This window comes from Brevundimonas sp. SL161 (assembly GCF_049896985.1).
Classification (GTDB): domain Bacteria; phylum Pseudomonadota; class Alphaproteobacteria; order Caulobacterales; family Caulobacteraceae; genus Brevundimonas.
Window position 1 is genome coordinate 1 of record NZ_JAFCVJ010000078.1, and the last position, 1,136, is coordinate 1,136.

Below are 1,136 nucleotides of genomic sequence, written 5' to 3' on the forward strand. Positions count from 1 at the left end.
CCCAGCTAAACGCCATCGCCCGGCAGCTCAATGAACGGCCCAGAAAGACCTTGCTCTATCGGACGCCAGCGGAGACCTTCGCCGCGTGTGTTGCAGCGATCAGTTGAGCCCGCCACCCTGAACGGACTTTCGGCCCTAGTGAAAAGTGGTCTGTAGCCAAGCCGTGACGGCGGAAGCCAACGCGATGCGGTGGTCGTTGTAGCTGTGGTCAGTTTTAAACGTCAGCCGTGTGGGGGCCGGTCCACCCGAACCCATCACTGCGGCCACCACGGCGTCACCCTTTGGCGCAAGACCGTCCTCGGAGTCGATCACGAGCACCGGGCGTCCCGCCATTTCTGACGCATTACGAGACCAATCCCAAGCCTCGGCGTTGGCGACGATTTCGTCGGCCATGGAGGCGAAAGTCATGTTCGTGAAGCTCACATCCTCGGCGAACTCCGGCTCCGCCGCTGTTCGGGCCTCGGGCGAACTTAGCCGAGCAGACTCTGCACCTGCGTCCCATGCCGAAATGGTCACAAACCCCGCGACCTCGGCGTCATCGCCGAGCATGACTGTGTCGAAACCGCCCATGCTGTGGCCGAGGACGACGATCCGGGACGTATCGACCTGTGCCTGTCGATCTGGATCACGCAGCCAGGTCAGGGCGGCGCGTGCGTCCTCGATGGTGTTGCCGAGCGCGAACTGACCCGGGGCACCCCAGACGCCGCGGTAATGGATAGCCAAGACGTTCCATCCCGCCCGTTGCATCACCCGAGCTAGGTCGAGGTTTAGCTCGGTTCCCGGAAATCCGTGCAGGAGCAGGACTGTGGGATGCGCTTCCGATCCGGCGGCGACAAAAAATCTGGCCGGCACGTCGACCCCGCCAGTCCGGTAGCGGACCTGAACAAGCTGTGGAGGGTGCGTGGGGTCGCCAGGTGGGTCGGCAAACACAGCCGTTGGAGGCATGACCTCCTGAGCCTGCGCCGTCCACGCTGGAACCAGAAGCGCCAATATAAAAAGGAGAACTCGCATAGGTCACCTAGGTGGTGTGGACAAAGTGTCTGATCCACAGTCGGATGGATGCGACGACGACGAAGCCGAGGAAGCTGTCGGCGGTCTTGTCGTATCGGGTAGCCAGTCGTCGGCTGTGTTTGAGC

The 1,136-nt window shown here is 62.4% G+C and carries 1 protein-coding gene and 1 pseudogene; both read right to left on the reverse strand.

What is annotated here, in order from left to right:
- Positions 1 to 135 precede the first annotated feature (135 nt).
- Positions 136 to 1,011 carry an alpha/beta hydrolase family protein gene (locus ACP7AU_RS17690; RefSeq protein WP_426052276.1) on the reverse strand — a complete coding sequence of 292 codons (876 nt, stop codon included), beginning with the start codon at positions 1,009 to 1,011 and terminating at the stop codon, positions 136 to 138.
- Positions 1,012 to 1,018: 7 nt separating this feature from the next.
- Positions 1,019 to 1,136: pseudogene (locus ACP7AU_RS17695) on the reverse strand (IS5/IS1182 family transposase); the annotation flags it as partial.

Excerpts from the sequence above, each read along its gene's own strand:
- ACP7AU_RS17690 (WP_426052276.1), bottom strand. The coding sequence starts at position 1,011 with ATGCGAGTTCTCCTTTTTATATTGGCGCTTCTGGTTCCAGCGTGGACG.